Source organism: Streptomyces sp. CC208A, from assembly GCF_030010625.1.
Classification (GTDB): domain Bacteria; phylum Actinomycetota; class Actinomycetes; order Streptomycetales; family Streptomycetaceae; genus Streptomyces.
Window position 1 is genome coordinate 418,923 of sequence record NZ_JASCXN010000002.1, and the last position, 22,206, is coordinate 441,128.

The 22,206-nt window shown below is 73.8% G+C and carries 21 protein-coding genes; 4 read left to right on the plus strand and 17 right to left on the minus strand.

Annotated elements, in window-relative coordinates; all coding sequences use genetic code 11:
* Positions 1 to 121 precede the first annotated feature (121 nt).
* The 3 genes from QK442_RS04170 to QK442_RS04180 all read right to left on the minus strand — a co-directional run bounded on the left by QK442_RS04170 (position 122) and on the right by QK442_RS04180 (position 2,706).
* Complete coding sequence (locus tag QK442_RS04170) at positions 122 to 715, minus strand: TetR/AcrR family transcriptional regulator (protein WP_282692409.1); 594 nt, start codon at positions 713 to 715, stop codon at positions 122 to 124.
* Positions 716 to 755: 40 nt separating this feature from the next.
* The gene (locus QK442_RS04175) at positions 756 to 1,445 is read right to left on the minus strand and encodes a GntR family transcriptional regulator (protein ID WP_282692410.1); all 690 of its coding nucleotides are present in this window, start codon (positions 1,443 to 1,445) and stop codon (positions 756 to 758) included.
* Between the two features lie 76 nt (positions 1,446 to 1,521).
* Positions 1,522 to 2,706, minus strand: a complete 1,185-nt coding sequence (locus tag QK442_RS04180; RefSeq protein WP_282692411.1) for a CoA transferase — start codon at positions 2,704 to 2,706, stop codon at positions 1,522 to 1,524.
* Positions 2,707 to 2,907: 201 nt separating this feature from the next.
* Between QK442_RS04180 and QK442_RS04185 the strand changes: the two genes are divergently transcribed.
* On the plus strand, positions 2,908 to 4,092 hold the full coding sequence (locus QK442_RS04185; RefSeq protein WP_282692412.1) for an acyl-CoA dehydrogenase family protein: 1,185 nt from the start codon (positions 2,908 to 2,910) through the stop codon (positions 4,090 to 4,092).
* A 34-nt stretch (positions 4,093 to 4,126) separates the two neighbouring features.
* Here QK442_RS04185 and QK442_RS04190 read toward each other — a convergent pair whose 3' ends face one another.
* The 10 genes from QK442_RS04190 to ectA all read right to left on the minus strand — a co-directional run bounded on the left by QK442_RS04190 (position 4,127) and on the right by ectA (position 12,633).
* Entirely contained in the window at positions 4,127 to 4,630 is a 504-nt protein-coding gene (locus QK442_RS04190) for an FBP domain-containing protein (protein WP_282692413.1), read from the minus strand.
* Between the two features lie 72 nt (positions 4,631 to 4,702).
* A complete protein-coding gene (locus QK442_RS04195; protein ID WP_282692414.1) occupies positions 4,703 to 5,815 on the minus strand; it encodes a DUF6777 domain-containing protein in 1,113 nt (370 codons plus the stop codon).
* A gap of 366 nt (positions 5,816 to 6,181) precedes the next feature.
* Positions 6,182 to 6,964, minus strand: a complete 783-nt coding sequence (gene ehuA / locus QK442_RS04200) for an ectoine/hydroxyectoine ABC transporter ATP-binding protein EhuA (protein ID WP_282692464.1) — start codon at positions 6,962 to 6,964, stop codon at positions 6,182 to 6,184.
* Positions 6,965 to 7,010: 46 nt separating this feature from the next.
* Positions 7,011 to 7,646: an ectoine/hydroxyectoine ABC transporter permease subunit EhuD gene (gene ehuD, locus QK442_RS04205; protein WP_282692415.1), complete on the minus strand. Its 636-nt coding sequence runs from the start codon at positions 7,644 to 7,646 to the stop codon at positions 7,011 to 7,013.
* Positions 7,646 to 8,323 carry an ectoine/hydroxyectoine ABC transporter permease subunit EhuC gene (ehuC, locus tag QK442_RS04210; protein ID WP_282692416.1) on the minus strand — a complete coding sequence of 226 codons (678 nt, stop codon included), beginning with the start codon at positions 8,321 to 8,323 and terminating at the stop codon, positions 7,646 to 7,648. The genes ehuD and ehuC overlap by 1 nt, the downstream gene beginning before the upstream one ends.
* Before the next feature lie 11 nt (positions 8,324 to 8,334).
* Positions 8,335 to 9,246 carry an ectoine/hydroxyectoine ABC transporter substrate-binding protein EhuB gene (gene ehuB, locus QK442_RS04215; protein ID WP_282692417.1) on the minus strand — a complete coding sequence of 304 codons (912 nt, stop codon included), beginning with the start codon at positions 9,244 to 9,246 and terminating at the stop codon, positions 8,335 to 8,337.
* Between the two features lie 42 nt (positions 9,247 to 9,288).
* Positions 9,289 to 10,188 (minus strand): ectoine hydroxylase, encoded by a 900-nt coding sequence (thpD, locus tag QK442_RS04220; protein ID WP_282692418.1) that lies wholly within the window; start codon positions 10,186 to 10,188, stop codon positions 9,289 to 9,291.
* A 161-nt stretch (positions 10,189 to 10,349) separates the two neighbouring features.
* Entirely contained in the window at positions 10,350 to 10,754 is a 405-nt protein-coding gene (locus QK442_RS04225) for an ectoine synthase (RefSeq protein WP_282692419.1), read from the minus strand.
* Between the two features lie 29 nt (positions 10,755 to 10,783).
* Entirely contained in the window at positions 10,784 to 12,040 is a 1,257-nt protein-coding gene (ectB, locus tag QK442_RS04230) for a diaminobutyrate--2-oxoglutarate transaminase (RefSeq protein WP_282692420.1), read from the minus strand.
* Between the two features lie 44 nt (positions 12,041 to 12,084).
* On the minus strand, positions 12,085 to 12,633 hold the full coding sequence (ectA, locus tag QK442_RS04235) for a diaminobutyrate acetyltransferase (RefSeq protein ID WP_282692421.1): 549 nt from the start codon (positions 12,631 to 12,633) through the stop codon (positions 12,085 to 12,087).
* Positions 12,634 to 13,007: 374 nt separating this feature from the next.
* Here ectA and QK442_RS04240 point away from each other — a divergent pair, with 374 nt between their 5' ends.
* Positions 13,008 to 14,342 (plus strand): streptophobe family protein, encoded by a 1,335-nt coding sequence (locus QK442_RS04240; RefSeq protein WP_282692422.1) that lies wholly within the window; start codon positions 13,008 to 13,010, stop codon positions 14,340 to 14,342.
* A 23-nt stretch (positions 14,343 to 14,365) separates the two neighbouring features.
* Here the strand turns inward: QK442_RS04240 and QK442_RS04245 are convergent, their stop codons facing one another.
* The 3 genes from QK442_RS04245 to QK442_RS04255 all read right to left on the minus strand — a co-directional run bounded on the left by QK442_RS04245 (position 14,366) and on the right by QK442_RS04255 (position 18,780).
* Complete coding sequence (locus QK442_RS04245) at positions 14,366 to 15,370, minus strand: serine/threonine-protein kinase (RefSeq protein WP_282692423.1); 1,005 nt, start codon at positions 15,368 to 15,370, stop codon at positions 14,366 to 14,368.
* Positions 15,367 to 16,101: a hypothetical protein gene (locus QK442_RS04250; RefSeq protein ID WP_282692424.1), complete on the minus strand. Its 735-nt coding sequence runs from the start codon at positions 16,099 to 16,101 to the stop codon at positions 15,367 to 15,369. The genes QK442_RS04245 and QK442_RS04250 overlap by 4 nt, the downstream gene beginning before the upstream one ends.
* Positions 16,102 to 16,236: 135 nt before the next feature.
* Entirely contained in the window at positions 16,237 to 18,780 is a 2,544-nt protein-coding gene (locus QK442_RS04255; protein WP_282692425.1) for an FHA domain-containing protein, read from the minus strand.
* Between the two features lie 126 nt (positions 18,781 to 18,906).
* Between QK442_RS04255 and QK442_RS04260 the strand changes: the two genes are divergently transcribed.
* Positions 18,907 to 19,545, plus strand: coding sequence for a TetR/AcrR family transcriptional regulator (locus tag QK442_RS04260; protein ID WP_282692426.1), 639 nt, complete (start codon positions 18,907 to 18,909; stop codon positions 19,543 to 19,545).
* Between the two features lie 111 nt (positions 19,546 to 19,656).
* Here QK442_RS04260 and QK442_RS04265 read toward each other — a convergent pair whose 3' ends face one another.
* Positions 19,657 to 20,502 (minus strand): DUF3626 domain-containing protein, encoded by an 846-nt coding sequence (locus QK442_RS04265; RefSeq protein ID WP_282692427.1) that lies wholly within the window; start codon positions 20,500 to 20,502, stop codon positions 19,657 to 19,659.
* A 282-nt stretch (positions 20,503 to 20,784) separates the two neighbouring features.
* On the opposite strand from QK442_RS04265, the gene QK442_RS04270 reads away from it, so the two are divergent.
* Positions 20,785 to 22,182: an NADP-dependent succinic semialdehyde dehydrogenase gene (locus QK442_RS04270; protein WP_282692428.1), complete on the plus strand. Its 1,398-nt coding sequence runs from the start codon at positions 20,785 to 20,787 to the stop codon at positions 22,180 to 22,182.
* Positions 22,183 to 22,206: the final 24 nt, after the last annotated feature.

Sequence of the window (22,206 nt, forward strand, 5' to 3'; positions counted from 1 at the left end):
GTACCGGGCGCGGGTGTACCGGGCGCCCCGAGGATCGCGGTGCGGGAGGACCGAGTCAAGAGTCCGGGTCAAATGACCTGTTGATGAGGAGGGAGCCCCTGTGCCGTCCCGCCCCGGAGGTTCAGCCCTCGATCAGCCGAACCAGCTGATCAGCCGTCAGTTCCAGTTGCTCCGCGGCCGCCTCCTCGTCCCGCAGGACCAGGTACTGGAGCGTCATCCCGTCCACGGCCGCCGCCAGGTGCCGGGCCAGCGTCCCCACCGGAACCTTCGGCTCCTCCCCGCGCACCGCCCCCACCTGCTCCACGAGCGCCGTCGCCGACCGCACGTACTGCTCGTACTGGGCGCGCGCCAGATGCTCGAAGCCGGGCTCGCGCAGCGCGTACTGGGTGAGGTCGTACGTGAGCAGGTGGTGCCCCGGGTGGGCGGTGACGTCCTCCCAGTACGTCCGCAGCGCCGCCAGCACCGTCTCGCGCAGGGTCGCCCTCGGCTCGACCGCCTTCATCACCCGTGCCACGTAGTCGCCGATGATGGTCTCGATGGCCGCTTCGAGCAGGGCCTGCTTGGAGTCGAAGCAGTAGTGGAAGACGCTCAGCGAGACCCCGGCCTCGGCGGAGATGGACCGCGTGGTGGTCCTGGCCACGCCGTCCCGGGTCATCGCCCTGATCGCCGCCTCGACCAGCTGCCGGCGTCGCTCCGCCGACGGCATCCGCGCCATGCTTCCTCCTCGGGTCCGGGCGTCAGGGTAACCGCCGGGTTCAGTCCTGTTCCGCGGCCGGGGCCGGTCCCGGGGCGAGGACGGCGCGCAGGGCCGCCACCGCGTGGGCGCGGTGGTCGTCGAGCCAGTGGACGGCGGCGGCCTTGTCGCCCTCGCGCAGGGCGGAGAGGACGGCGCGGTGCTCGTGGACGGCCTGGGCGCGGTGGGCGGCGTCGGTGTAGTAGAGGGAGCGGTAGGCGTCCGTGGCGTCCCACAGGGTGGTGATCATGCGGACCAGGCGGGGCATGCCGCAGGCGTCGATCAGGGTGAAGTGGAAGCGGCGGTTGGCCTCGGCCATGGCCGTCACGTCACCGGCCCCCGCGGCCCGTTCGACCTCGCGCTGGATGGCCTCCAGGGTCGCGGTGAGGTCCTCCGGGCCGACGTCCATGGAGCGGCGGACCGCCTCCGTCTCCAGGAGGGCGCGGATGCGGTAGATCTCCTCCAGGTCGGCGAGGGACAGCTCGGCGACGAAGTAGCCGCGGTGTATGTGGTGGACGACCAGGCCCTCGGCCTCCAGGGCCTTGAGTGCCTCCCGCAGCGGGACGCGGCTCACTTCGAGGCGAGCGGCGAGGGCGTCCTGCCGGATGGGCGCGCCCGGGCGGAGCTCACCGCTGGTGATGGCACCCCGCAGCTCCTCCAGGACGAACTGCTGGGCCGTCCGGGGCCGTCGCCTTTCCACCGCGTCGCTCATCGATCCGACCTTCCCTCGCCGTTCCTCGCGCACCGGCGGCTGTCTCCGCCGCCGGTGACCGTCATCTTCCTACGGATCACGGCCCCGCCGCCGAGTTGTCCACAGGCGGGATTCCGGCCAGCACCTCGGCGGTGTGCTCGCCGAGCCGCGGGGGAGCGGAGCGGTACGAGGGCGGGGTGGCGCCGAAGCGGACCGGGTGGGCGACCTGGCCGGGGCCCGCGGCGTCCCCGGGGACCCGGGCGCCGAGCCCCAGCCGGTCGGCGAGCGCGAAGGCGCCCGCCAGGTCGTTGATCGGGCCGCAGGGCACACCGGCGGCGGTCAGCTCCTCGAACCAGGCGTCGGCGGTGCGGGAGGCGAGCGGCCCCGCCAGCGCCGCCGTCAGCTCCTCGCGGTGGGCGACCCGGGCCGTGTTGGTGGCGAAGCGGGCGTCCTCGGCCAGGCCGGGGAGTCCGATCCGCTCGCACAGCGCCCGGAACTGCCGGTCGTTGCCGACCGCCAGGACCAGCGGCCGGTCCCGCGCCTCGAAGACCTCGTACGGCGTGATGCTCGGGTGGCGGTTGCCCATGGCGCGCGGGACGACGCCGGCGCCGAGGTGGGCGGCGGCCTGGTTGGTGAGCGCGGAGAGCAGCGAGCCGAGCAGCGAGACCTCGACGCGCTGGCCCTCGCCGGTGCGCTCGCGGTGGCGCAGGGCGGCGAGGACGCCGAACCCGGCGTGCAGGCCGGTGATGACGTCGACGAGGGCGACGCCCGCCTTCGTCCCCGGCCCTCCGGGCTCGCCGGTGACGCTCATCAGGCCGCCCATGGCCTGGACGAGCAGGTCGTAGCCGGGGAGCGCGGCGCCCCCGTCGGTGCCGAACCCGGTCACCGAGCAGTAGACGAGGCCGGGGTTGGTGCGGCGGACCTTCTCGAAGCCGAGGCCCAGCTTCTCCATGGTGCCCGGCCGGAAGTTCTCCACGAGGACGTCGGCGCGGTCGACGATCGCCCGTGCCGCGGCCAGGCCGTCGGGGTCGGTGAGGTCGAGGGCGACGGACCGCTTGTTGCGGTTGACCCCGAGGAAGTAGGTGGCCTGGCCGTCCGCGAAGGGCGGGCCCCAGGCGCGGGTGTCGTCCCCCGCGCCCGGCCGCTCGATCTTGATCACGTCGGCGCCGAGGTCGGCGAGGAGCATCGTCATGTACGGCCCGGCGAGGACCCGGCCGAAGTCGGCGACGACGATGCCGGAGAGGGCGCCGGGGCCGGTCTCGTGGGGGTGGTCCGTGGGCATTCCCGCGCTCCCTCGGTGGTGGCATCGGACGTGGTGCGTCGGACAGTGGATCCAGGAGATTGGAGATCGGAGATTGGATCCAATCGGACCGTAGGGGCCGGAGATCGGATTTTCAATACTGGATCCAAAATCCAATCTGCGGCTACGCTTCGGCACGCCACGCCGAGCACGACCCTCGTCACAGCCGCCAGGAGGCCGCCCGTGAAGTCCTCGCCGTCCACCCCCACCCACCCTCTCGCCCTCCTCGCCGTCGACGGCCTGCTCAGCGACGAGGAGCGCGAGATCCGCGCCACCGTCCGCGCCGCCGCCGACCGCGAGCTGCGCCCGCACATCGCCGGCTGGTTCGAGAAGGGGGAGATCCCGGCGCGTGAACTCGCCCGCACCCTCGGCGGCCTCGGCGTGCTCGGCATGCACCTGGAGGGGTACGGCTGCGCGGGCACCAACTCCGTGGCGTACGGCCTGGCCTGCATGGAGCTGGAGGCCGTCGACTCCGGCCTGCGCTCCCTCGTCTCCGTCCAGGGCTCGCTGGCGATGTACGCGATCTGGAGGCACGGCTCCGAGGAGCAGAAGCAGCGGTGGCTGCCGAAGATGGCGGCCGGCGAGTACATCGGCTGCTTCGGCCTCACCGAGCCCGACGCCGGCTCCGACCCGGGCGCGATGCGGACGAACGCCAAGCGGGACGGCGACGACTGGATCCTCAACGGCACCAAGATGTGGATCACCAACGGGTCCGTCGCCGACGTCGCCGTCGTCTGGGCCCGCACCGAGGAGGGCGTCCGCGGCTTCCTCGTCCCGGCCGGCACCCCCGGCTTCAGCGCCCCCGAGATCAGGATGAAGCTGTCGCTGCGGGCGAGCGTCACCGCCGAACTGGTCCTGGAGGACGTCCGGCTCCCCGCCGACGCGATGCTGCCCGGCGCCCGCGGCCTCTCCGGCCCGCTCGGCTGCCTCAACGAGGCCCGCTTCGGCATCGTCTTCGGCGCCCTCGGCGCCGCCCGCGACTGCCTGGAGACCGCGATCTCCTACGCGAAGGACCGCACCGTCTTCGCCCGCTCCCTCGCCTCGTACCAGCTCACCCAGCAGAAGCTCGCCGACATGTCCGTCGAGCTCGGCAAGGGCATGCTGCTCGCCCTCCACCTCGGCCGCCTCAAGGACGCCGGCGAGCTCACCCCCGAGCAGATCAGCGTCGGCAAGCTCAACAACGTCCGCGAGGCCATCGCCATCGCCCGCGAGTGCCGGACCATCCTCGGCGCCAACGGCATCACCCTCGAATACCCGGTGCTGCGCCACGCCAACAACCTGGAGTCCGTCCTCACCTACGAGGGCACCAGCGAGGTCCACTCCCTCGTCATCGGCAAGGCGCTCACCGGCGAGCAGGCCTTCCGCTGAACCGCGTGAGGGCCCGCCCGCCCCTCGCGGGCCCTCAGCCCGCCGCCACGCGCGCGAGGAACGCGTCCAGGTTCCCCATGGCACGCGCCACCCGCTCCTCCAGCGACAGAGTCTCCTCGTGCCGCAGCCCCCGCAGCTTCGGCACGCGCTTCCCGCGCAGGTAGAGGGAGCAGGCCAGATCGGCGCAGACGTAGACGCCGACCGTGTTCCCCTCCCGGCCCCGGGCCCCGGCCAGCGGGGCGGCCAGCAGCGTGACGCCCGAGGAGGCGTGCCCGGTCATGCAGATCTGGCACAGGCTCGTCTTCACGGCGCTTGTCCGGCCCGTCGCCGGCACCCGCAGGGACACCCCCAGCGGCCCGTCCTGCCGGCGCACCACCAGGTGGGCGCGGAGCGGCGCCCCCGGATCCACCCACCCCAGGAAGTCCAGGTCCTCCCACGGCGTCTCGGCGAAGTCCAGCGGCAGCTTCAGCCGCGCGGCGTCCCCCTTCGTCGCGTTCACGAACGACGAACGGATCTCTTTCTCAGTCAACGGTTCCACCCGTCGGACCGTACAGGTGCCCCCACCTGCGGGGCATCCCGATTTCCGCTGCCCCCGCCAGGGGCTCGGCCGTCAGGGGCCCGACGGCGTGTTCTCCGCCGGGGCCCCGCCGGTCGTCGTGCCGGGACCGTCCGGCGGCGACTCCGGCGGAGTGTTGTCGGACGGGGTGTCGTCCGGCGGCGGGTTGTCCGTCGGCGTGTCCGCGGGGGTCTCGGGGGACGGCGGAGGGGAGTCCGTCGTCGGGGTCGGCGTGGGGGTGGTGGGCGTGGGCGTCGTCGCCGTCGGCGAGAGCGTGGCCGGGCACGGGGACGGCGTCACGCCGTCGACCGGCGTCGGCGTCTCGTCGCCGGTCACCGTCACGCACGGCGGCGGCGAGGTCGGGGTGACCGACGGCGACGGAGAGGTGGTGGTCGGCGTGGGGCGGGGCGGCGGCGGGGTCGGCTTGTCGTGCCGCCCGGTGTCGCCGTGCTTCCGCGCGAACCAGGCGTCCTGGTCGGGGTCGTACACCACGAACACGTCGACCACCTTCACCGAGGGGGCCACGACCACGACCTGGGAGGCGTTGTAGCTCGGCCACGGGGTCCCCACGGTGCGGGGCTTCGGCTGGGCCACCGGCTCGGTCAGCGGGTTGCCGCAGGCGCACCGCACCCGGGGCACGCCCCGGCCGTCGACGAGTACCGCGGTCCCCGCCTGGAGGACCGACTGGTACGTGGTGGCGGCGCCGTCCTTGAAACCGTGGTTGGTCACCCGGGTGTCCACCCGGAGCTGGAGCGGCGTCAGGGAGCGGAGGTAGCCCGGCACCGCGTTCGCCTTCAGGTCGAGGACCTTGGCGAAGGCGGCGTTCTTGGCGGGCTCGGCGGCGAGGTAGCGGACCTGCTGCTCGACGTCGCAGCTCGCCACCGCGCGCGTGCCGCCGTACAGACCGGGTGTGGAACCGGAGACCCGCGGGGTGGCGGCCTCCGCGGTGCCGGTGCGCGGCGGCAGCGAGGCCGCCCCGGAGGCGCTGTCCGTACGGGCCGTGGAGGCGGTGAAGGGGTCGGGCCCGGAGGCGGAGGTGTTCTGCAGGAAGACCTCCCCGCCGCCGGAACCGGCGGTGTCGCCCTTGTCGTCCGACCGCCCCACGAGCACCACGGTGAGCGCGGCGGCCGCGACGACGAGGGCGGTCAGCGAGGCGACCTTCGGCACCGACCGCCACCAGGGCGACCCGCCGCCCTTCCCACGGCCTCCGCCCTCGGGCCCGCCCCCGTCTCCGTCTCCGCCACCTCCGCCGCCTCCGCCGGAGCCGTCGTGCGGCGGCACGGGCGGAGGCGGCGGACCGGCGACCCCGGGGCGGGTGGTCTCGCCGGAGAGCGGGCCCGAGGGCGGACCCGTGGGCGGACCGGAGGAGGGCGGAACCGACGGAGGGCCGGACGGTGGCGGCGGTGGGGAAGTCACGTTTTTCCCTTTCTTCCGTACGGCGCCCATTCTGAGCGCCCTACGGCCACCCCGCACCCGCAGACGGACCGCCGCTCCGGCGGACCGGGACCGGACGGACACCGGAGCGACGGCACCTCACCTGATCGACCGGAGGAAGGCCCGGGTCCGCTCGTGCTCCGGCGCGTCGAGGAGCGCCCCGGGCGGACCGGATTCGAGCACCCGGCCCCGGTCGAACATCAGGATCCGGTCGGAGACGTCCCGGGCGAAGCCCATCTCGTGCGTGACGCAGAGCATGGTGATGTCGGTGGAGCCGGCCACGTCCCGCAGCACGTCCAGGACCTCCGCCACCAGCTCGGGGTCGAGGGCGGAGGTCACCTCGTCCAGGAGCAGCAGGCCGGGACGCATCGCCAGGGCCCGGGCGATGGCGACGCGCTGCTGCTGACCGCCGGAGAGCCGGGTGGGGTGGGCGTCCTCCTTCCCGGCGAGGCCGACGAGGGCGAGCAGCTCCCGGGCCCGCGCGGCGGCCTCGTCCGCGTCGAGGCCCAGGACGTGCCGGGGCGCCTCCGTGACGTTCGCCAGGACGCTCATGTGCGGGAAGAGGTTGAACTGCTGGAACACCATCCCGATGCGCCTGCGGCGCGGGGCCAGATAGCGCTCGCTCGCCGGGACGAGCTTCCCGCCGGGCCCGGCCGGCATGTGCGAGAACGGCTCCCCGTCGACGTGGACGACCCCGTCCGTGACCCGCTCCAGGGTCATGAGGAGACGCAGGATGGTGGTCTTCCCCGACCCGCTCGGGCCGATCAGCGTCACCCGTTCGCCGGGCGCGACCACGAGGTCGAGACCGTCGAGGACGGTGTGCTCCCCGAACCGTTTCGTCACCCGGCTGAACCGGACCTTCTCCGGCACGCGCGCGTGCACGGCCTCAGGGGAGGACTCGGGGGCGGACTCGGGAACGGGATCGGTCTCAGTGGGCAAGGCGGGCCTCCAGTCGGCGGACGAGCACGGACGTCGGCCAGCTCGCCAGCAGGAAGACGGCGGCGGCCAGGGTGAAGCTCTCCAGATAGGCGAAGTGGGTGCTGCCGAAGGTGCCCGCCTCGTGGACCATCTCGTTCACCGTGATGACGGAGAGGAACGGCGTCTCCTTGAACAGGGAGATCGCGTAGTTGCCCAGCGCCGGAAGCACCTTCCGTACGGCCTGCGGCAGGATCACCGCCCGCCACACCCGCCGCCGTGGCAGCGACAGCGCCGTGCACGCCTCCCACTGCCCCTTCGGCACGGCGTCGATCCCGGCCCGGTACACCTCGGAGAGGTACGTGGCGTAGTGCAGGCCCAGGACCAGGACGCCGAGCGTGAGCGCGTCCAGGCCCGGCACCAGTACCCAGGCGGCGAAGAGCTGCACCATGACCGGCGTCGAGCGGACGAACGAGGCCAGCGCGCCCACCGGCACGGCGATCCACCGGGCCGCGGAGCGCTGGACCAGGGCGACGGCGAGCCCGGCGACCACCGCGACGGCGAAGCCGAGCACGGTGGCGAGCAGGGTGACGCCGAAGCCGGACAGCACGACGGGCAGCGCGGCGCGCGCCGCTTCCATGTCCCACATCACGCGTCACCGCCCACGGCGCCCAGCCGCTCCTTCGCCCGCCGCTCCAGCGCGTTCATCCCCGCCCCCAGGAGCGCGGCGACCCCGAAGTACAGCAGGAGCAGCAGCAGATAGGCGGCGGCGGTGCCGCCGGTCGCCGACCGCAGCTGGTCGATCTGGAAGGTCAGGTCGGCGACGGTGACCAGGGAGAGCAGCGGGGTCGCCTTGAGCAGCTGGATCAGCAGGTTCTTGAAGGGCGGGATCATCAGGGCGTACGCCTGGGGCAGCACGATCCGCCGCAGACGCAGCCCCGGCCCCATGCCCAGCGCGATCGCCGCCTCGGTCTGGGCGGCGGGCACCGCCGCGATCGAGCCCCGCACGACCTCCGCCCCGTAGGCCCCGTAGTTGAGGCCGAAGGCGAGCACCCCGCAGACCATCGGCTCCAGCCGGAAGCCGAGCATCGGCAGCGCGAAGAAGAGCCAGAACAGCTGGACGTACAGCGAGGTGCCGCGCAGGAACTCGACGGTGAAGCGGGTGGCGCCGCGGACGACGACGGCGCGGGAGCGGGAGGCCAGGCCCAGGGCGAAGGCGACGAGGAGGGCGAGGGCCGCGCCGAGCACCGTCGCCTCCAGGGTGACCAGGAGGCCCTCGCCGATCGCCGGCAGGGCCCGGCCCAGCTCGGGGAGGAACGCGGCCATGCCGGAGCCCGTCACCCCGCGCACAGGTCCGCGGTGCGCAGGGTGCGCGGCGGGACCTCGCGTTCGGTGAAGCCGTACTTGCCGATCAGCCGCACGTACCGGGCGGGGTCGCCGGTGATCTTGGCGAGCTCCTCGTCGAAGGCCTTCCGCAGGGAGACGGCGCCCTGCCGGAAGACGGCGCCGCCGGGGCTGTGCTGCTCGACCCCGTCCACCACCGGCACGAACGGATCGAGGACCTCCACGGCCGCGCCCTCGTTGGTGCGGGCGAGCCAGCGCAGCGAGATGCCGGTGAGGGCGAAGGCGTCGATCCGCCCGGCGAGCAGGGCGTCCAGGCCGTCCTGCTGCTTGGCCACCGCCACCACGGACCCGTCCCGGACGCCCGCCGCCTTCGCGTACGAGGCCTCGACGGCGGCCGTCAGGACACCGACCCGCACCTGCTTCCCCGCGCACGAGGCCAGATCGCTCAGGCCCTTCGGGTTGCCCTTGCGGACCATGAGCGCGGTGGGGGAGACGAACTCCGGCTCGGAGAAGGCCACTTTGGCACACCGCTCGGGCGTGATGGCCATGCCCGCGCTCACCACGTCGAACCGCCCGGCGAGCAGGCCGGGGATGAGGGTTCCGAACTCGGTGAGCGTGGGCCGGAGTTCGGGTATGCCGAGGGCGGTGAAGATCTCCCGGTGGAGGGTGGGCGCCTCACCGGCGAGCTCGCCGCCGTCCTGGAAGCCGTACGGGGCCTCGCCGGCGAAGCCCACCCGGACGTGGCCCTGCTTCCGCAGCCTTTCCAGCAGGTCTGCGTCGCCGGCCGGCGCGCCGGTGCCGGCCTCCGTCCGGCTGCACGCGGTGAGGAGCCCGGGCACGGCGAGCGCCCCGCCGAGGAACGCGCCCCCGGTCAGGAGACGTCTGCGGGAGAGATGCGTGGTCATGTCCGTCCTTTCGGCAGTGGCGGGAAGGGAAGGGAGCCGGGCTCAGTCGATGGGGGTGGTGTCCCGGGCGGCGATGAAGGAGGGACGGCGGACGGGCGCGGCGAAGGGCAGCTCCGGGGCGTTCTCCACGCTGTTGAAGACGAGGAAGACGTTGCTGCGGGGGAAGGGGGTGATGTTGTCGCCGGAGCCGTGCATGGCGTTGCAGTCGAACCAGACGGCGGACCCGGCCTCGCCGGTGAAGTGCTCGATCCCGCAGGCCTCGGCGAAGGTCGTGAGCGCCTTGTGCGAGGGGGTGCCGGCGTCCTGCATCCGCAGCGACTTCTTGTAGTTGTCCTTCGGCGTCTCGCCGGCGCAGCCGAGGAAGGTGCGGTGCGAACCCGGCATGATCATGAGGCTGCCGTTGGTGGTGAAGTTCGGGGTCAGCGCGATCGACACCGACACGGTCCGCATCAGGGGCAGACCGTCCTCGGCGTGCCAGGTCTCGAAGTCGGAGTGCCAGTAGAAACCGCTGGCGCCGAAACCGGGCTTGACGTTGATCCGGGACTGGTGGATGTAGACGTCGGAGCCGAGGATCTGCCGGGCGCGGTCCACGAGGCGGGGGTCGGCGGCGAGCCTGGCGAACACCTCGCTGATCCGGTGCACCTCGAAGACCGAGCGGATCTCCTGGGACCGGGGCTCGACGATCGCCCGCTCGTCCTCGCGGATCCGCGGGTCGGTGACCAGCCGGTCGAGTTCGGCGCGGAGTTCCGCCACCTCCTCCGGGGTGACGAGCGCGTCGACGGCGAAGAAGCCGTTGCGCTCGTACTCCTCCAGCTCGCGCGGCCAGAAGGGGCCGGGCGTGCCGGGCTCGGACCAGACGACGGGCTCCTTGCGGTAGACGAGTGCCTCCTCGGTGCCGCGCGTGGGGTACGGGTCGACGGGGCGGGCGGGAGCGGTGGTCATCGCGGTGCTGGGCCTTTCTCTTGCGTACGGGATCGTGCGTAGGGGGGGCGTGCTCGTGCGTACGGGGGCGCGCTCGTCGTCGGGCGGTCGTGCTTCGTCCGGGCGGTCGGGCGTCCCCGGGCGGTCAGGCTTCGGCCGGGCGGTCGGACGTCCCGGGGCCGTCAGGCGTCGTCCGGTTCGGTGAGCAGCGGGTAGACGCCGTTCTCGTCGTGGTCCTCGCGGCCGGTGACCGGCGGGTTGAAGACGCACAGGCAGCGGAACTCCTCCTTGACCTTGAGGGTGTGCCGCTCGTGGCCGTCGAGGAGGTACATGGTGCCGGGGGTGATCGTGTACGTCGTCCCGGTCTCGTGGTCGGTGAGTTCGGCCTCGCCGGCGGTGCAGACGACCGCCTCGACGTGGTTCGCGTACCACATGGCGGTCTCGGTCCCGGCGTACAGGACGGTCTCGTGGAGGGAGAAGCCGACGCGCTCGCGGGCGAGGACGATGCGCTTGCTCTCCCAGGTGCCGGAGGCGGACCGCACGTGCCGGTCGGTGTTCTCCAGCTCGTCGAAGGAACGGACGATCATCGGTGGGGCGGACCCTTCTGCGGGGGGATTCAGGCGGTGTGGCGGACGGCGCGGGCGAGGATGCCGAGGCCCTCGTCCAGCTCGTCGTCGGTGACGGTCAGCGGGGGCAGCAGCTTGACCACCTCGTCGCGCGGCCCGGACGTCTCCACGAGCAGCCCCAGTTCGAAGGCGCGCCGGCACACGGCCCGGGCCCGCTCCCCGTCCGGGAACTCAAGGCCCCACACGAGCCCGCGCCCGCGGGGGGTGCTCCCGGAGCCGAGCGTGCTCAGGGCGTCCTCGACGCGCCCCGCCCGCTCAAGGGTCCGGTCCCGCAGCGTCGTGTCGCGCCAGTACGTGTCGAGGGCGGCGGCCGCGGTGACGAAGGCGGGGTTGTTGCCGCGGAAGGTGCCGTTGTGCTCACCGGGCGCCCACACGTCGAGCTCGTCGCGGAAGAGGCAGAGGGACATGGGCAGCCCGTAGCCGCTGATGGACTTGGAGAGGGTGACGATGTCCGGGGTGATGCCGGCCTCCTCGAAGGAGAAGAAGTCGCCGGTGCGGCCGCAGCCCATCTGGATGTCGTCGACGATCAGCAGCATGTCCCGGCGGCGGCACAGGTCGGCGAGGCCGCGCAGCCACTCGGCGCGGGCCACGTTGACGCCGCCCTCGCCCTGGACCGTCTCGACGATCACGGCCGCCGGGTGGTCGAGGCCGGAGCCGGAGTCCTCAAGGAGCCGCTCGAACCAGAGGAAGTCGGGGGTCCGGCCGCCGAGGTAGTGGTCGAAGGGCATCTGGGTGGTGTGGGTCAGCGGCACGCCCGCGCCGGCCCGTTTGCCGGCGTTGCCGGTGAGGGCGAGCGAGCCCAGGGACATGCCGTGGAAGGCGTTGGTGAAGGAGACGACCGTCTTCCGTCCGGTGACCTTGCGGGCGAGCTTGAGCGCCGCCTCGACGGCATTGGTGCCGGTCGGGCCCGGGAACATCACCTTGTAGGGAAGGCCGCGGGGTTCGAGGACGGTCGAGCGGAAGGTCTCCAGGAAGTGCCGCTTGGCCGTCGTCGACATGTCGAGGCCGTGGGTGACGCCGTCGCTGCCGAGGTAGTCGAGGAGCGGGCGCTTGAGGGCGGGGTTGTTGTGGCCGTAGTTGAGCGAGCCGGCGCCGGCGAAGAAGTCGAGGAAACGGCGGCCGTGCTCGTCGAACAGGAGGCTGCCCGTGGCCCGTTCGAAGACGGTGGGCCAGGCGCGGCAGTAGCTGCGTACCTCCGACTCGACGGTCTCGAAGACGGTCGGGGCGGTTCCTGCGAGGAGCGTCATGCGGGACTCCAGTACGGGGGAGAGGAGGGAAGCGAGGGGGCTGGTCAGAAGGCGAGGGGCGCGATGCGGTGCAGCACCTCGGCCTCGTGGCCGGGAGCGGGGAAGGCGCCGGACGGGAAGAGGACGGTGCGGCTCACGCGGGCGCCGTGCCGCCTGGCGTAGGAGCCGAAGAGGCGCTCGGACGCGGTGTTGTCCGGGGTGATGGTCGTCTCGACGGCGTCGAGCGGGTACGAGCGGGCGACGCGCTCCGAGAGGTGGTCGAGGAGCGCCCCGGCGATGCCGAGCCCCCGGTACGCGGCATCGACGGCGACCTGCCACACCAGCAGCGTCCCCGGTGCGTCGGGGCGGAGGTAGCCGGTCACGAAGCCCACGGGCCGCCCGTCCGCGCCGCGGGCCACGGCGGACGTCTCGGCGAAGTCGCGGCACCACAGGAGGTAGCTGTAGGAGGAGTTGACGTCCAGCACCTCGGACTCCCGTGCGAGCCGCCAGAGTTGGGCTCCATCGCCGATCCGTGGCCGCCCGACGGTCCACTCGCGGACGGAGACCGGTGCTTCGTCTCGGAGGTGTTCCGGCGCTGTGTGAGCTGTGGTCATGGGCGCCGAAGTTACCCAGCGCAGCCGTGAACTTCCTGGGCCCGAGGGGTTCCGGTATCCGCCGATCCATGTTATGGATCGGCGGCGATGTGCCGACGGCCGGACGATCGCCCCGTGAATTCGAGGGGTGGTTAAGTGTCTAAAGTGGGGCAAAGCGTCCGTTTGTAACGACGGCGTAACACCTTCGTTCCGTGCCGCGCCGATGCCGGAGCGTTACCGCATCGTCGGTCAGGAGTCCGTTTGGCCACGCGGAATCCGGTTAGGGATGCCCCGTATGGGGTCGTGTTCACGGACCGTCACCGGCGCGGAGGCGACCCCGGCCGGCCGCCCGGACGGACCGCACCCGCAGGCGGAGCCGGCCGGGCCGGACTAGCGTGGTCAGGGTGAGCAGCCGGCTGCCCAGCACCCCGCCCCCCGCCCCCGATGGCGGCCCCGCCCGGAAGGGACTCCGCATCGCCGTCCAGGCCCTCGCCGCCGTCGTGGCGGGCTACGTGGCCATGGGCGTCACCGCCGCCCTCGGGCTCTGGGCCGCGGGCGCGGCCGACCTCCCCGGCGGTTTCGCCGCCGTCCTCGCCGCGGTCGTCGTCATGGCCGCCGGCGGACAGGTCGAGGTGACGGGCTCGGCCGGGTCCCTCGCCGGAGCCGAGGGCCAACTGACCGCCATGCCCCTCACCGTCACCCTCGTCGGCGCCCTCGTCACCGGCGCGGTCTTCCTCCTCCCGCTGCGCCACCACGCCGTGGCCAGGAGCGGGGACCTCGCGGCCCGCGCCGCGGCCGTCACCGTCCTCTGGCTGGCCGCCCTCACCGGACTCTCCGCCCTGGCCCGCCACGACTTCCGCCTCACCCTCGGCGGCGGCGAGCCCGAGGACCCCCTCGCGGACCTCTTCGGCGAGCTCATCGACGCCGCCGATCCCACCGTCGGCTTCCGCACCCTCCTCGGACCCACCCTCGGCCACGGCCTCCTGTGGATCCTCGGCGTGCTCCTGATCGCCCTCCTCGTCTCCCGCCGCAGTGCCCTCCCCACGCGCGTGCTGCGGTACCAGGAGGCCGTCAGGCCCGCCGCCTCCGCGATGCTCCTGCTGGTCCTCGCCTACGTGGCCGTCGGGCTCGTCATCGGCCTGGTCGTCGCCGCCACCAAGGGACACGCCGCGGAGACCTTCGCCGTCCTCCTCCTCGGCCTGCCCAACGTCAGCTGGCTCGCCTTCGGCGTCGGCATCGGCGGCGCCTGGGAGGGCAGGGTCGAGGGCCCCTTCGGGCTGCCGATGCCCCAGATCCTCGACGCCGTGCTGCGCGGTGGCGAGGGCACCGACCTGTCCACTGTGGACCTGTCCTCGCTCGCCGCCGAGGACGGGCGCGCCTGGTGGCTGCTGCCCGTCGCCGCCGTCCTCGTCCTCGCCGCCGCCTTCGTCGCGGCCGTACGCTCCCCGGCCCGGGTACGGCCCTGGCAGCACGCCCTGCACCTCGGGACCGCCCTCGCCCTCACGCTGCTCGTCGTCATGCCCCTCACCCTCGTCGAGGCGCGCTTCGGCCTGTCGATCCTGGGCATCGGCGACCTGGGGGCTCTCGGCGGCGAGGTCCTGCTCAGGCCCGAGGTGTGGCGCACGGTCGGCCTCGCCCTCCTCTGGGGGTTCGTCGCCGGCTTCCTCGGCGGCCTCCTCGCCACCCGTGTCCGGCACCGGGGCCAGATCCCCGCCGACGCCAAGGGCTGACGTCCGCCAAGGGCCGACGTCCGCTAAGGACCCACGTCCAGGCGCCTGAAGACCGGCCGCGCCCAGCCCGGAGGTTCCGGTGGCGGGCCCGGCGTCCGGCGCCCCGTCCCGGTCGCCGCGGCCGGTCCGCCCGGCGCCTCCGCCAGCGCGGCCCGCAGCGCCGCGACGAACTCCAGGCACGTCCCGTACCGCTCCTCCGGCGTCTTCGCCAGCGCCCGCGCGAACACCGCGTCCGCCGCCTCGGGCAGCCCGGGCCGGAACTCGTCCAGCGGCGGCGGAGGGTCGTACTGCTGCGCCCACAGCACCGCCCAGTCGGTGTCCCGGCGGAACGGCGGCACCCCGGCCAGCGTCTCGAAGACCACGCACGCCAGGCTGTACACGTCGCAGCGCCCGTCCACCGGCTTGCCCGAGATCTGCTCGGGCGCCACGTAGTCCAGCGTGCCGACGAACTCGCCGACCGTCGTGAACCCGGTCAGCGACAGCGACTTCTTCGTCAGCCCGAAGTCGGTCAGGTACACATGCTCGGGGTGCTCCCGGTCGGTGCCCTCGGCGACCAGGATGTTGCCCGGCTTCACGTCCCGGTGCACCAGGTCGTGCGCGTGCGCCGCGTCGAGGGCCGACGCCACCTGCGCCGCGATCCGGCCCGCCGTCGGCGGCGGCAGCGGCCCCTCCCGGGCCAGCAGCGCCACCAGGTCCTGCCCGGCCACGTACCGCATCGCGATGTACAGGACCCCCTCCGTCTCGCCCGCCTCGAAGACCGGAACGATGTGCGGGTGGTCGATGGAGGCCGCCACCCGCGACTCGTGCGCGAACCGCTTCCGGAAGGTGTCGTTGCGGGCCAGCTCCGGCGCCAGCAGCTTCAGCGCCACCGTCCGGTCGAGCCGCAGGTCCCGGGCCCGGTACACGACCGCCATCCCGCCGCGCCCGATCTCGGCCTCCACCCGGTAGCCCGCGATCTCCTTGCCGACGAGCCCGGACGGCCGCCCCGCCGGGAGCCCCGTGTCCCGTGCCCCGTCCCCGCCCGTCATCGGCTGTCGTCCTCGGCGTCGGGCGGGCGGCTCACGACCCGCGTCGGCGGCGGACCGGCCGCCGGCGGCGCGTCGACCTGCGGCACCACCTGCGTCGGTTCGTACGCCACCGGCGTCGGCTCGCGGACGACCCGCGTCGGCTCATGGGCGACAGGCGCCTGCCGTTCCTCCGGTACGGCCTCCGCCTCCGGTACGGGCTCCGCACCGGCCGCCGACGGCTCGGGGGCGGCCGGGTCCGCCGACCGTTCGGGGGCCGGGGCCGCGGCGGGCGTCCGGGACGGCGCCGAGGGGGCCGCGTACGTCGTCAGGCCGAGCCCGTCGCAGTACACCCAGCGCTCGTGCTCCGCGTCGTACAGCCACACCGACTCCCCGTCGACGACCATCCCGACCCGCAGCCCGCGCGTGCGCCGCCGGAAGGTCTCCCCGTCCGCCCGGCCCGCCGCCAGCTCCTCCACCGCCCGCCGGTAGCGGCCCAGGGCGTCCTCCGCCCGCGCGATGAGGGGCCGCGGATCGGCCGTCCGGGCGAGCGCCGGGCCCGCCGCCGGAGGGTCGTCCGGGACCGTCACCAGGAGCCGCGCGTCCACCCACGCGGACCAGCCGTTGGAGCACAGCACCCGCCCCCAGTCACCGGCCCGCTCCGTCAGTCGCACCGGCAGGAACGCGTCCAGCGGCACCGTCGGGAAGCCGGGGTCCGGCGCCTGCCAGGCGGGCAGCCCGTCGCGCGGCACCACGTGCGTGGGGCGGAACGTGGATCCAGTAGCCGAGATATCGGATCCAGTAGCCGGGATATTGGATCCAAAAGCCTGATCGGATCCGATATCCGAAAGGGGATCGGGGACGCTCACGGCCCACCTCCTGATCGCGGGTCAGCGGCGCATGACCACCGGTTCGTGCCGGCGCAGCAACCGGGCCACGGCGAACCCCAGCGCCACACAGAGCACGGCCAGCATGCCCATGTCGAAGAGCCAGGCCGCCGCCGTGTGGTCCATCAGCGGGTCGGCGGTCTTCGCGCTCGGCGCCACCTCCCCGATGTCGATCGTCGCGCCCATCGCGGCGAACGCCCACCGCGACGGCACCAGCCAGGCCAGCTGCTCCAGGACCGGCGTGCCGCGCACGCTCAGCAGCGCCCCGCAGAACACCACCTGGACGATCGCGAGGAGGACGAGCAGCGGCATCGTCACCTCCTCCTTGCGGACCAGCGCCGACACCAGCAGGCCGAGCATCATCGCGGTGAAGGCGAGCAGGGCGACCGCGAGCGTGATCTCGATCAGCGGGGGCATCAGCACGCCCTTGCCGTCGGGCACGTTCAGCGGCACGCCGATCAGGGCCACCAGGGTCAGCACCACGGCCTGCACGACGGTCACCGTGCCGAGGACGACGACCTTGGAGGCGAGATAGGCGGAGCGGGACAGGCCGACGGCTCTCTCCCGTCGGTAGATCGACCGCTCCTTCACCAGCTCGCGGACCGCGTTGGCCGCGCCGGTGAGGACACCGCCGACACAGAGGATCAGCAGCACGTTCAGCGTGGACTCGGGGTTGAGACTTCCCTCGGACAGGGCCCGGGCCATCGCGCCCATCACGAACGGCAGGGCGATCATGATGGCCAGGAAGGTGCGGTCGGCGGCGAGCGCGGCCGTGTAGCGCCGGACCAGGGTCCGCAGCTGCCCGCCCCAGCTCTGCGCCTTGGGCGGCGGGGGAGGCGCGGCCGCCGGAGCCACCACCGAGGCGCCGGACGCACCGGGCACACCGGCCACGGGCGCGTACGGCCGGACCGTCGCGTCCTCGATGTACCGCCGGTGGAAGCGGGAACCCCGGTACTGCCCCGCCCAGTCCCGGTCCCGCTCGGTCTCGAATGCCTCGAACGCCTCGGGCCACTGGCCGAAGCCGAAGAAGGACAGGGTGTCGTCCGGAGGCCCGTAGTAGGCCACCCGGCCGCCGGGGGCGAGCACGAGGAGCCGGTCGCAGACGTCCAGGCTGAGCACGCTGTGGGTGACGACGACGACCGTGCGGCCGTCGTCGGCGAGCCCGCGCAGCATGTGCATCACCGAGCGGTCCATGCCCGGGTCGAGCCCGGAGGTCGGCTCGTCGAGGAAGAGCAGGGACGGTTTCGTCAGGAGCTCCAGGGCGACGCTGACCCGCTTGCGCTGCCCGCCGGAGAGGCTGTGGATCGGCTGGTCGGCCCGCTCGGTGAGACCCAGTTCGCCGATCACCTCCTCCACGCGCGCGTGCCGTTCGGCGGGCGCGGTGTCCCCGGGGAAGCGCAGCTCGGCGGCGTACGAGAGGGCGCGCCGGACGGTCAGCTGGAGGTGCAGGATGTCGTCCTGCGGGACCAGCCCGATGCGCTGGCGCAGCTCGGCGTAGTCCCGGTAGAGGTCGCGGCCGTCGTAGAGGACGGTGCCGCGGTCGGCGGGGCGCTGCCCGGTGAGGGCGCCGAGCAGGGTCGACTTCCCGGCGCCGGACGGGCCGACGACCGCGAGGAGCGTCTTCTCGCCCACCGGGAAGGAGACCTCGTCGAGGAGGGTCTTGCGGCCGTGGTCGACGGTGACGGCGAGCTCCTGCACGTCGAGGGAGATCTCGCCGGTGTCGGTGAACTCGACGAGCCGCCCGCCCGCCAGGCAGAAGGCGCTGCGCCCGATGCCGACGATGTCGTCCGCCGTGACCCGGACCGGCTCGACCACGGGGCGCCCGTTGAGGAAGGTGCCGTTGTGGCTGCCGAGGTCGTGGATCCAGTACGTGCCGTCGGGCCGGGCGACGAGTTCCGCGTGGTGCCGGGAGACCACGAGGTCGGCGACGACCACGTCGTTGTCCGGAGCCCGCCCGATCCGCACGGTGTGCTCCGGCAGCGGCCGCACCGCCGTCGGCCGCCGGAAGGTCCCGGTGGCCCCGGGCCGGGACACCCCCGCGGGCCGGGGCACGTCCGAAGGAGCCCCGCCGTCCCGCACCTCTTCCCGGGGTACGGGCTCCGCGGGCGGAGGCGACGGGGACGAGGCCGGCGGTGGCGCACCGTGGGGTTCGGCCGCGGGCCGGACGGGGGCGGGGGAGCCAGGGGCCGGCGCGCTGGGAGCCGGGGCGGGAGCCGGGGTGCCCGGCGGCTCGGTGAGGACCGCGCGGGGGCCGTCCTGCGGATGCCCGAAGCGGACGACCGTGCCCGGCCCGACGGCGCGGGGAAGCCGCACCCGCACGCCGTCCGCGTAGGTGCCGTTGGTGCTGTCCTCGTCGGCGAGCGTCCACCGCCCGCCGGCGGCGCGGAGCACCGCGTGGTGCCAGGACGCCCGGGCGTCCGAGAGCACGATGTCACTGGTGGGATCACGCCCGACGCGGTAGACGCGGCCCGGGTCCAACCGTGTGACGACCCCGTCGACGAGGAGGACCAGACCGGGTGCGGCGGGCGCGACCGGCCGCTCTCCCATGCGTGAATCCTATCCGCCGGGGCCCGGTCCCGCCCGGCGTCGGGCCGGGGCGGGGCGCCGGACGCGGGTAGGGTGGGCGCCGGGCGGCGCGGGGAGCGGCGCCGGGACGACGGGAGGGACGCGGACGTGCCGAAAGGCGCCACGAGACGGCGGCCGCGCACCCGGGCGGCGCTCCTGAAGGCCGCGCTTGAGGCCTTCGCCGAGCACGGCTTCCACGCGACCACCATCGAGCAGATCTGCGAGCGCGCCGGATACACGCGGGGCGCGTACTACTCGAACTTCGCCAGCAAGGAAGAGCTCTTCCTCGCCCTCTTCGACGAGCACAGCGAGCGGACGGTGCGCCGCCTCGCCGACGCGATCGACGCGCTGACGGCCGAGGAGTACACCCTCCCCCGGCTCGCGGAGCTGGCCGCCGCCATCGAGCCGGACGAGCGCGACTGGTACCTGGTGACCACCGAGTTCACCCTCCACGCCATCCGCGACCCGCAGACGGCCTGGGTCCTGGCCCGGCACGACGAGCGCCTGCGCGCCGAGATCGCCCGCGGCCTCACCCTCGTACTGCGCCGCGCCGGCCGCGAACCGACCGTGGACCCCGACCGCTTCGCCCGCCTCCTCATCGCCCTGCGAGAGGGCGGCCTCGCCAAGAGCTACGTGGAACCCCAGGCCCTGCCCCCGGGCACCCTGGAACGCGAGTTCCTCCCCGCCCTCCTGGAGGCGTCGACCCGCCCCGCACGTCGGCCCCCGTCGCCTGACACGGCGAACTGATCCCACCGCGGCGGGGACGATCCGGGGCCGGATCCTGCGCGGGGCGCGGGTGGCGTGGGGTCGTGGAACGCGCGCTGCCCGGGCGGCTCCTCGGTTGAGGCGGGGCCCGTGTCACGCGTCGGGGGCGCCGAAGCGGGCCAGGCAGTGCCAGACCTTCTTCACGTCCTGGGGGTCGTACGTCCCCGACTGCGCGGCGTCCTGGACGATCCGCGCGTCCAGGTGGCCGTCGACCGCGATGCGGGCGCCCAGCTCGACGTAGGCGGGGCCCCGGAACTCCGGGTGGCGGCGGAGTTCTGCGACCGACAGCCGGAAGCCGCCGTGCCACTCCACGGGGCACGGCAGCCCGCGGGCCGCCTCCTCGACGGCGGTGCCCCGGTGGCTCGGGTCCAGGACCAGGGCCTCCACGTCCCGCGCGAGCTCGACCGGACCGTGGACCTGAGCCTCGACGTAGCCGTCCAGCAGGTCGGCCCCGTCCGCCTCCGCCAGCGCCACCAGCGCCATCCGGGACGCCACCCCGAAGGCGGACGGCTCCAGGAAGCTGTCCGGATAGCAGAAGCTCGTCCGGGCGGTGGCCTCAGGGGTCAGGCGCAGATGGGCGGAGCCGAAGCGCGGCGCGGCGCCGTAGGGGCGGCGGCGGAAGTCCAGGGCCCCGTACACCGGGCGCTCGTGCGCCGGCGCCGCGTCGTACGCGCCGCCGAAGATCCGGCTCTCCCAGCGCCACCGGTCTCCGCCGGGGTGCGCCGTCAGCCCGCCGTTGCTGGTGCCCGTCACGAACTGCGAGCGGTAGACGCCCTCGTCGGCCAGCCGGTCCAGGAAATGAGGGTGGAAATTGAGCGTGACGCGCAGGGCGGGGTCCAGCGGCGCGCCCGACGAGCGGGCCTCCACGTGCGCCAGTGCCCGTCGGGCCGCGTCGGTGAGCGGGGGAGGGGAGGGGCGGGAGGCGGCGGTCGTCGTCATGCGGGGAGTGTGCCCGGGGCGGCGGGCTCGTGGCACGGGGTTTTCGCCGGCGCATGGCCGTGGAGGCTGCGGAGGGGAGCCGGGAGAGCACTTCCCTCCGGTCTCCCGGCCTTCGCGTCCCTTTCTCCGGGAGTCCCCTGCCCACCCGCCCGCCCCCTCGTCCGCGCCCGCACCGCCGGACACCGCCACGCGCGTGTGTCACCCCACCGCACCCGCCCCCCTTGCGCCGCGGGCCGGGAAGCGGGAGGTTTCCGGTGGGGGCCGACGCAGGAGGAGAAGGCCATGGCCATCGCCACCGTGAACCCCGCCACCGGCGAGACGCTGCGCACCTACGAGGCGCACGGACCGGACGAGGTGGAGCGGCGGATCGACGCCGCCCACGAGGCGTTCCGCCACTGGCGCACCACGCCCTTCGCCGAGCGGGCCCGTCTGCTGCGCGCCGCCGCCACCCTCCTCGACGAGGACGCCGAGGACATCGCCCGCACCATGACCCTGGAGATGGGCAAGCCGCTCACCGCCGCCCGCGCCGAGGCCGGCAAGTGCGCCAAGGCCATGCGCTGGTACGCCAAGCACGCCGAGGAACTCCTCGCCGACGAGCACCCGGCCGAGAGCGACGTCCGGGACTCCGGCGCCGACCGGGCCCGCGTCCACTACCGGCCGCTCGGCCCGGTCCTCGCCGTCATGCCGTGGAACTTCCCGCTGTGGCAGGTGATCCGCTTCGCCGCGCCCGCCCTCATGGCCGGCAACACCGGGCTGCTCAAGCACGCCTCCAACGTGCCCAGGACCGCCCTCTACCTCGGTGACCTCTTCCGCCGCGCCGGCTACCCCGACGGCTGCTTCCAGACCCTCCTCATCGGCTCCGCCGAGGTCGAGGCGGTCCTCCGCGACCCCCGGGTGGCCGCCGTGACCCTCACCGGCAGCGAGCCCGCGGGACGGGCCGTCGCCTCCGCCGCCGGCGACGTCGTGAAGAAGACCGTCCTGGAGCTCGGCGGCAGCGACCCGTACATCGTGATGCCCTCCGCGGACATCGTGCGGGCCGTGAAGACCGCCGTCACCGCGCGCGTGCAGAACAACGGCCAGTCCTGCATCGCCGCCAAGCGGTTCATCGTCCACGAGGGCGTGTACGAGGACTTCACCGAGCGGTTCACCGCCGCCATGAACGCCCTCACCGTCGGCGACCCGCTCGACGAGTCCACCGACGTCGGCCCCCTCGCCACCGAGAAGGGCCGCGCCGACCTGGAGGAGCTCGTCGACGACGCCGTGGGCAAGGGCGCCCACGTCCTGTGCGGCGGCGCCCGGCCCGAGGAACCGGCGCTCTCCCGGGGCTGGTACTACCGGCCGACCGTCCTCACCGGCATCACCCCCGCCATGCGGATCCACCGGGAGGAGGCCTTCGGGCCCGTGGCCACCGTCTACCCGGTGCGCGACGCCGAGGAGGCGGTGACCGTCGCCAACGACTCGCCGTTCGGCCTCAGTTCCAACGTGTGGACCCGCCGAGACGAGGACGTCGACTTCTTCGTCCGCGACCTCCAGGCCGGGGGCGTCTTCGTCAACGGCATGACCGCCTCCCATCCGGCGCTCCCCTTCGGCGGCGTCAAGCGTTCGGGCTACGGGCGGGAGCTGTCCGGCCACGGCATCAAGGAGTTCTGCAACGTCACCACGGTCTGGCAGCGCGCCTGACCCACCCTCGTCACGAGTCGCGCC